Origin of the sequence: Marinobacterium sp. MBR-111 (assembly GCF_040547585.1) — a bacterium.
Lineage (GTDB): Bacteria > Pseudomonadota > Gammaproteobacteria > Pseudomonadales > Balneatricaceae > Marinobacterium > Marinobacterium iners.
The window spans coordinates 25,534-34,189 of record NZ_JBEPQA010000032.1; the positions used below are offsets into that span (position 1 = coordinate 25,534).

The 8,656-nt window shown below is 53.0% G+C and carries 6 protein-coding genes; 2 read left to right on the forward strand and 4 right to left on the reverse strand.

The features are described from left to right. Positions 1 to 98: 98 nt before the first annotated feature. Positions 99 to 1,130 carry an acyl-CoA dehydrogenase family protein gene (locus ABIE61_RS16735; protein WP_354411569.1) on the reverse strand — a complete coding sequence of 344 codons (1,032 nt, stop codon included), beginning with the start codon at positions 1,128 to 1,130 and terminating at the stop codon, positions 99 to 101. Between the two features lie 97 nt (positions 1,131 to 1,227). Between ABIE61_RS16735 and ABIE61_RS16740 the strand changes: the two genes are divergently transcribed. Further along, positions 1,228 to 2,583 (forward strand): IS1182 family transposase, encoded by a 1,356-nt coding sequence (locus ABIE61_RS16740; RefSeq protein ID WP_354411571.1) that lies wholly within the window; start codon positions 1,228 to 1,230, stop codon positions 2,581 to 2,583. Between the two features lie 82 nt (positions 2,584 to 2,665). Here ABIE61_RS16740 and ABIE61_RS16745 read toward each other — a convergent pair whose 3' ends face one another. From ABIE61_RS16745 to bktB, 3 genes are all read right to left on the reverse strand, one after another. Beyond that, a complete protein-coding gene (locus ABIE61_RS16745; protein ID WP_354411573.1) occupies positions 2,666 to 3,451 on the reverse strand; it encodes an acyl-CoA dehydrogenase family protein in 786 nt (261 codons plus the stop codon). A gap of 87 nt (positions 3,452 to 3,538) precedes the next feature. Continuing rightward, positions 3,539 to 5,662, reverse strand: a complete 2,124-nt coding sequence (gene fadB, locus ABIE61_RS16750; RefSeq protein ID WP_354411576.1) for a fatty acid oxidation complex subunit alpha FadB — start codon at positions 5,660 to 5,662, stop codon at positions 3,539 to 3,541. A gap of 180 nt (positions 5,663 to 5,842) precedes the next feature. Beyond that, positions 5,843 to 7,027, reverse strand: coding sequence for a beta-ketothiolase BktB (bktB, locus tag ABIE61_RS16755; protein WP_354411578.1), 1,185 nt, complete (start codon positions 7,025 to 7,027; stop codon positions 5,843 to 5,845). Between the two features lie 244 nt (positions 7,028 to 7,271). On the opposite strand from bktB, the gene ABIE61_RS16760 reads away from it, so the two are divergent. Next, positions 7,272 to 8,276, forward strand: coding sequence for an AraC family transcriptional regulator (locus ABIE61_RS16760; protein ID WP_354411581.1), 1,005 nt, complete (start codon positions 7,272 to 7,274; stop codon positions 8,274 to 8,276). Positions 8,277 to 8,656 lie beyond the last annotated feature (380 nt).

Genomic DNA, 8,656 nt, shown 5'->3' on the forward strand with positions numbered 1-8,656 from the left:
CTTTTTCTTGTTATTGAGCCTGCCCGGCGCAGATGTCGGCGGACGCGGATTAAGCGGCTGGGCAGGTACTCAGCCCCACCCGGCCAGACTCGACAGGATCAGAACTGATCTTCGCTCAGTGCCATGATGCTGGCACTACCCTTACGGATGGTTTCCAGGCTGGCCTTGGTACGTGGCAGCAGGTGCTCAGAGAAGAACTGGGCGGTAACCAGTTTGGCCTTGAGGTACTCGGGATCGCCATTACCGGCCTCCAGCAGCGCCTGAGCACGCAGGGCTGACTTGCCCATCAGCCAGCCACCACAGAGGAAACCGAACAGCATCATGAAGTGTACGCTGACCGATCCGGCTGCAGCCGGATCGGCTTCGGCATTTTCCAACAGCCAGGCACGTGCCTCCTGACCGGCTTCAAGCGCTTCGCGCAGCGCCTTGCCCTGCTCGGCAAATGCGGCTTCACCTTCCAGCGCAATAACCGTCTCTTCAATCTCGGCCAGCAGATCAGCCAAGGCTTCACCCTTATTCATCAGGGTTTTGCGGCCCACCAGGTCCAGAGCCTGGATACCAGTGGTGCCTTCATAAATGGTCAGGATACGCGCATCACGATAGTGCTGGGCAGAACCGGTTTCTTCGATATAGCCCATGCCGCCGTTGACCTGAGTGCCCAGGTAGGTCAGCTCCTGTGCCAGTTCGGTGATCCATCCTTTAACAATCGGCGTCAGCAGCTCCAGGCGTGCCTGCTCCTTGCGTTTGGCCGCATCGGTAGTGGCGCATACAGCACGGTCAACAGCTGCCCCTCCGACCAGTACCAGCGCACGCATGGCTTCAGTACCGGACTTCATCTGCATCAGCATACGGCGCACATCCGGGAACTTCATGATGGAGAAACGACTACCGTCTTTCTTAGTACCCTGCAGACGGTCCTTGGCGTATTCCAGCGCCTGCTGGTAGGAGCGCTCGGCAATGGCGACACCCTGCAGGCCCACAGCCTGACGGGCGCAGTTCATCATGGTAAACATGTAAGCCAGTCCCTTGTGTGCTTCACCCACTAGGTAGCCAACTGCACCTTCGTTATCACCGAAGCTCATGACACAGGTCGGGCTGCCGTGGATACCCAGCTTGTGCTCAACAGACACACAGTGTGCATTATTGCGGGCACCTAGCAGCCTGTCGGGTTTTCGATAGCCCTGTGAGATAATCCACCTGTCATCGAGCTACGACCGGAACGTCATCATGAGCCGCTTTATTCCAGTAGACCGCCAGACCGATTACCTGCTGCCACCTTCGGTTGATGAGTGGTTGCCTGACGAGCACTTGGCGCGCTTTGTTGTCGATGTGGTCGAGCAGCTGGACTTGTCTGCGCTGACACAGCAGTATGCTGGCCGAGGCCATAAGGCGCATCATCCTGCGGTATTGCTGAGCCTGCTGATCTACGGCTACGCCACTGGCGTGATCTCCAGCCGCAAGATCGAACGCGCCACCTACGACTCGATTGCATTCCGCTACCTGGCCGCGAACACCCATCCCGACCACGATACGCTGGCCACTTTCCGCCGTCGCTTTCTACCCGAACTGGAGCAACTGTTTGTTCAGGTACTGTTGCTGGCACGTGAGATGAAGCTGCTCAAGTTCGGCACCATCGCCCTCGATGGCACCAAGGTTAAAGCCAATGCCAGCAAGCACAAGGCGCTGTCCTATGGACATGCCAAGAAGCTGGAGGCTCAGCTCAAGACCGAGGTAAACGCCTTGATTCAACGGGCCGAGGCGGCCGACAACGATGTCGCGACCGATGGTATGGACATTCCGGCCGAAATCGCGCGGCGTGAAGCCCGTTTGGCGGCCATTGCAGAGGCAAAGCTCAAAATCGAAGCCCGTGCGCAAGAACGGGATGCCGCAGAGCAAACCGCTTACCAGGATAAAATAGCCAAACGCGATGCACAGCGAAAGGCAGGTAAAAAGCCGCGTGGGCGTGACCCCAAGCCTCCGATGGGAGGTCCACGCGATAAGGATCAGGTGAATCTCACAGATCCACAGTCACGCATCATGCCGGTCACGGGTAAGGGTTTTGATCAGTGCTATAACGCCCAGGCAGTGGTGGATACTGAGAGCATGCTGGTCACCTCTGTACACGTCACGCAAGCGACGAATGACAAGCAACAAGTCATGCCACTGCTGAACGCATTGACCGCCTTGCCAGCCTCATTGGGCAAGGTGACCCATCTGCTGGCGGATACCGGTTACTTCAGTGCTGAGAATGTTAAGGTGTGCGGCCAGCAAGGTATTGAGCCTCTTATTGCCATGAAACGAGACGTCCACCACCAGCCACTGTTCGAGCGTTTTGCGGCCGAGGCGATGGCACCGGACAGTGAAGATCCCGTTGAGCAGATGGCCTATCGTCTGAAAACACAGGCGGGACGGGTCCGTTATGCGCTGCGCAAACATACCGTGGAGCCGGTGTTCGGCATCATCAAACACGTGATGGGGTTCAGGCAGTTCTCACTCAGGGGGCTGGATAAAGTCAGTGGTGAGTGGCGTCTGGCCACACTGGCATGGAATATCAAACGGATGCACCGCCTGGCGGCAGGCTGAAGAGACTGACAGGGTGCCCACGAGTCGCTGTGAGGCTTTGATCATCGCGACTAACGTTCAGTGGCCGCCTCTACGGGGGTGATCACGGGTAATTAAGGGCGAGGGCTGTATCACTTCGTTGAGCCCCGTTAATCCGACAGACTGCTAGGTTGCCGTTTTCATCAAGCAGGAACTTGGGCACGACAAACAGAGAGATACCCTTCACACCCGCCGGTGCATCCGGCAGACGCGCTAGCACCAAGTGGATGGTGTTGTCAGTCATCTGGTGGTCACCCCAGGTGATGAAGATTTTCTGACCGGTGATCAGGTAATGATCGCCATTCGGAACTGCCTTGGTTTTGATCGCCGCCAGATCGGTACCCGCATCCGGCTCGGTCAGGTTCATGGTGCCGGTCCATTCGCCGGAGATCATCTTCGGCAGGTAGGTTTGTTTCAACTCGTCACTACCGTGGTGTGCAATAGCTTCAACTGCACCCTGAGTCAACATAGGGCAAAGGGCAAACGCCATGTTGGCAGACTGCCAGATTTCATTGACGGCGGTGCCCAATACGTTGGGCAGGCCTTGACCATCGAAGGCTTCATCTGCAATCAAGGAATTCCAACCACCTTCAACGAACTGCTGGTAGGCGTTCTTAAACCCAGGCGTTTCTTCCACACCTTTATCTGTCAGCTTAACGCCCTGGGTATCACCCACCACGTTCAGCGGAGACAGCACGCCAGTACCGAACTTGCCGGCTTCCGTCAGGATCACGGATGCCAGTTCAGCGTTGATGTCGTCAAAGCCGTTTTCGGCACAGAGGGCATCGAAACCGACGACTTCGTTGAGGACAAATTCAGCATCAGTTAGGGGGTGTTTGTATTCGTTCATGCTTTTCTGATCCCGGCTTCCAGCACCTTGGCTGCAAGCCTCTTGTGTTTTTGACACCCAGCTGCCCAAGCAGCCGGGACGCGATCATCAATAATAGGTGCGGCCTTCAGCCAGACGTGCCTTGAAACCTTCGGTCAGCTCATACAGCGGGCCATTGACCTGGTGCGCTTCAGCACGACGGGTAAACTCGTCGAGACCCAGGGTGTCGATATAACGCAGCGCGCCACCGCGGAAGCGCGGGAATCCCAGCCCCAGAATCAGGCCCATATCGGCTTCTGCAGGTGTTTCCACGATTCCATCATCCAGACAGCGTACCGTTTCCAGACACATCGGGATCATCAAACGATCGATGATGTCCTGATCGGTCAGCTCAACCTTGGTTTTGATGCGGATATCAATCAGGTCCTGTGCTACCGCAGAGGCTTTCTTGAAGCGACGGCCGTTTTCATCCTTGCCATAGCTGTAGAAGCCCTTGCCGTTTTTCTGCCCCAAATGCTGGGCATCCAGCAACGCTTCCGCGACCACATCAGCGTCATGCCCCATTCGACCTGGGAAACCCTCCTGCATCACATGATCTGCGTGTACCATAGTGTCTATACCGACCACATCGGCTAGGTACGCCGGGCCCATCGGCCAGCCGAAACCTTCCATCACTCGGTCGATGCGCTCAAAGTCCACGCCATCGACCAGCAGGCGGTTAAAGGCATTGAAATACGGGAACAGAATGCGGTTCACCAGAAATCCCGGACCGTCGTTCACCACGATCGGGGTTTTACCCATAGCGGCAGCATAGGCGACGGTTCGCGCGATAGTTTCATCACTGGTCTGGCTGCCACGTATTACTTCCACCAGCGGCATTACGTGTACCGGGTTGAAGAAGTGCATACCGCAGAACTGATCCGGGCGGGAAACGCTCTTGGCCAGCTGGTCGATGGAGATGGTAGAAGTATTGGAAGTCAGTACTGCATTTTCAGGAACGGACTTTTCGACTTCCGCAAGTACACTTGCTTTAACGGTCGGATTTTCCACCACCGCCTCCACGACAATATCCACATCGTGGAAATCGATGTATTCAAGGGTCGGCTGAATAGAGCCAAGGACTTTCTGCTTGCCTGCTTCGTCCAGACGGCCTTTTTCGATCTGCTTGTTGAGCAGGCCGGTAGCGGTGTTGATACCCAGTTTAAGGGCTTCGTCGCGAATATCCTTCATCAGGATCGGTGTCCCGGTAGAAGCAGACTGGTAGGCTACGCCACCACCCATAATGCCAGCACCCAGTACGGCGCCCTTTTTCACCGGAGTCGCCTGTTTAATCCAGCCACGTGCTTTTTTCTTCAACAGCTGATCATTCATGAACAGGCCAACCAGAGACTTGGCGGCATCAGACTTGGCCAAAGCGACGAAAGCATCTACTTCACTGACCAGCGCTTCAGCAAACGGCAGCGTGACGTGATTGGACACCAGCTCCAGAATCTTGTGCGGTGCCGGATAGTTCGGATCCAGCTTTTTGGTCATCTGCACAGCCATAGCCTTGAGTTCTGCACCATTTTCCAGAACCTGCTGTTTGCTCTGGCGTTTGGCCAGGTAGTCCGTTTCTCCCTTCACGGCGGACTGCAGCAGAGACACACCTTCGGTACGCAGATCAGATACCTCAACAACGCGGTCAACGGCGCCCAGTTCCAGCGCAGCCTTGGCCTTCTGCGGCTTGCCGGTCAGCATCCACTGAGTCGCAGCAGCGGCATCGATAAGGCGGCTCAGGCGTACAGTGCCACCCCAGCCCGGACAGATACCCAAGGTAACTTCCGGCAGACCCACGCGAGCATCGCTAGCCAAGACACGGAAATCAGTACTCAGTGCCAACTCGAAACCGCCGCCCAGCGCCATGCCATTGATAGCGGCAACGGTCGGGAACGGCAACGCCTCCAGTCGAGAGAAAAGTGCATGCGTTTCGCTGATACGTTGGTGGAGATCAGCCGTGCTCAGTGAGAACATGCCTTGAAACTCGGTGATGTCGGCACCTACGACAAAAGCGGGCTTGGCGCTAATTATCAGTAGTCCCTTCACATCACTGGACTCCAGCAGGCTGACCGCTTGATCCAGCTCGCTTAAAGTTAAGGTGTTGAGTTTGTTAACGGATTCATTTTTAAGGTCCAGTATCAATTCAACCAGATCATTTTCGAGCGCGTTAAGGCTTACTGCCTGACCGCTAAACATATTCTTATACCTCGTTCATGCCCGCAGTGAAAAAAGATGAGCCATCGCTGGCCCCAAGGTGCAACTTGCCTAGCCATCTGCAGACAATCTAAATTCGTTATTCATTCTGGGAAAAAGAGACCGTTGATGGACAAATAGAACCGACATCACGCTTTATTACCCAGTGTTCAATATTATTGATTAAGGACGCTCAAACAGTGCTGCTATACCCTGGCCACCGCCGATGCACAGGCTGACTATGGCATAGCGGCCATTTATACGTTCCAACTCATACAAGGCTTTCACCGTGATTACCGCGCCAGTCGCACCGATTGGGTGACCCAAAGATATGCCGCTACCATTAGGGTTTACACGCTCGCGTGGCAGGTCCAACAGCTGGGATACCGCCAGTGCCTGGGCAGCAAAAGCTTCGTTGACTTCATAGACATCGATATCCTTAACGTTGAGATTGTTACGCTCCAGCACCTCCTGGATCGCCGGAACAGGGCCGATACCCATGATCTTCGGATCGATGCCCACGACGGAATAATCCACCAGGCGCGCCATTGCCTTGATGCCCTGAGCCTCAGCCTCATGGCGATCCATCATCACGATGGCTGCGGCGGCGTCGTTCATACCAGACGCGTTACCAGCGGTCACAGAACCATCTTTTTTAAAAACCGGCTTCAGTTTGGACAAGTCAGAAACAGAGCAATCAACACGAACATGCTCATCGGTATCGAACATAATTGACCCTCTGCGCCCTCCTACCTCGACAGGGAGTATTTGGCCTTTGAAGTAGCCTCGTTCAATTGCATTCTGGGCACGATTGTGACTTCTAACTGCCAAAGCATCTTGTTGCTCACGGGTTACACCATATTTCTCAGCAACATTTTCAGCCGTTATTCCCATATGCACATTGTCGAAAGGGCAATGGAGCACACCAACAACAGGGTCCACTAATACGCCATCTCCCATCCGTTGACCGAAACGAGTGGTAGGAAGCTGATAAGGTGCACGGCTCATGGACTCAACTCCCCCGGCAATAACCGCTTTGCTGATACCCAACTCTATTTGTTGGGCTGCAGTCAGAATGGCCTGCAGACCACTACCACACAGGCGGTTAACTCCAATTGCAGGAGAAGATTCCGGGACACCAGCATTTACGGCCGCAAGCCTAGCCAAGTAAAAATCACGTGGCTCAGTCGGTAAAACATTACCAAATACACTTTGATGAATTTCCTCGGGGGCAATCCCTGCTCGCTTGATCGTCTCCTTGGCTACTAGAGTGGCTAACTCATGGGGAGCATAGCCTTTCAAGCTGCCACCGTAACTACCAATAGCGGTACGAACACCACTGACAACAACTACCTCACGTTTTTGCATAGGAATTTTCCTTTATAGGTGTGCTAACACCGCCCAGGCATCAGTTACTATTAGGATAAATGGCAAGTATGTTGAGGACCTGGGCCGACATTTCTGTTGCCACAGTCTCATCTGATTGCACTTGTGTCACAATGACCGCCATGGCCTAAAAATTAACATTTTCGGACACGGAACCCTCAATGAAACTTTCCAATCACGAGTTCCACCCCTTGCGAATACGCTGCAATTTCCATAGGTCAAAACGATGAGTATCGAGCATCTTTCCATATCAACCCACTACCCTCGCAGTGCCATTGCGTCAGCAGCACTAATGGGCCTGGACTGCTCAGCAATACTGGATGAAGCAGGTCTTTGTGAGGACATATTGAATTGTAGGCAACTGAGGGTTACACCTAATCAGTTTGCCCGCTTGATGCTTGCCGTTATGCGAGACGGTGATGATGAATTCCTTGGGCTTGGATCTGTGCCATCTCGTTATGGTGTTTTTAATCTAATGGCAAAACAGGCCGTCCACTGCCAGAATCTTAAATCCGTTTATCAACATATCCGTCAATTTTATAACTTATTGACTGATGCCATAGATTTGAGCTTCAGACTTAATGAAGGTACAGCCGTTTTCTCAATGAAATTAACAGAACCGGACAAGGATGCCTATCATTTGTTAAGCGAGTTTTTGATGCTTATTTGGCACCGTTTTCCTAGCTGGTTGACAGGACAACGCATCAAACTTAAGGAAATCCACTTCTCCTACCCTCAACCTGAACACAGTACGGAATATCGTCTATTGTTTCCCTGCACAGTACGATTCAATCAATCTGAAACCGGATTTTTTTTTGATGCAGAACTACTTAACCTGCCTGTTGTTCAGACACCCAAATCAATACGAGCGTATCTGCGCCGAGTTCCGTTGGAATGGTTCATGCGCCAAGCTTATTTTCCAGCCTTTACACGCAAAGTACTGGACCAGATCGAAAATAGAACAGGATCATTTGATGCAGATATGGAGTGCATAGCATCTGCTCTGCATGTGACACCGCGTACGCTGAGAAGAAAGTTGACAGAAGAAGGAACCTCGTTTCAAGAGCTGAGGGATAACTTACGCCGTAATACCGCTATTCACTATCTTAGCCGTCCCTCATTACCGATATCAGAAATAGCTAGAAAGTTGGGGTATTCAGAGCCAGCATCATTCACTCGTGCCTTTAAACAGTGGACTGGGGTTACGCCCAGAATGTTCCGAAAATCATAAATATGTAAGTGTCAGTTTCCACCCACTTGGACTTAACTGATCGCGATATTTCAAGATAGCAACTCGTCCAAGCTATCATTCGCCTCCAGGTTGGGCAGACGTGTCAGCACACGTGCGCAGGTAGTGATCGGAATTACATTATTTTCCTGTACCTGCGAAATTTTCACAAACTCTATACTCTTCTGTTTTTAGACATAGTTAACCGGGATGAATTGGGAGATTCGACGCTGTAGTCAACGAACTTACGCGCTGATCATTAGTATCAGAGTCGCGCTTCAATTTCTCGGGTAAGCGGATTAAATGGTTGATCTTACCTTTGCATGAGAGTGAGACAGACCGGCATCTCATCGGATTATCTGGTTGATGCTTCACCTACTGCT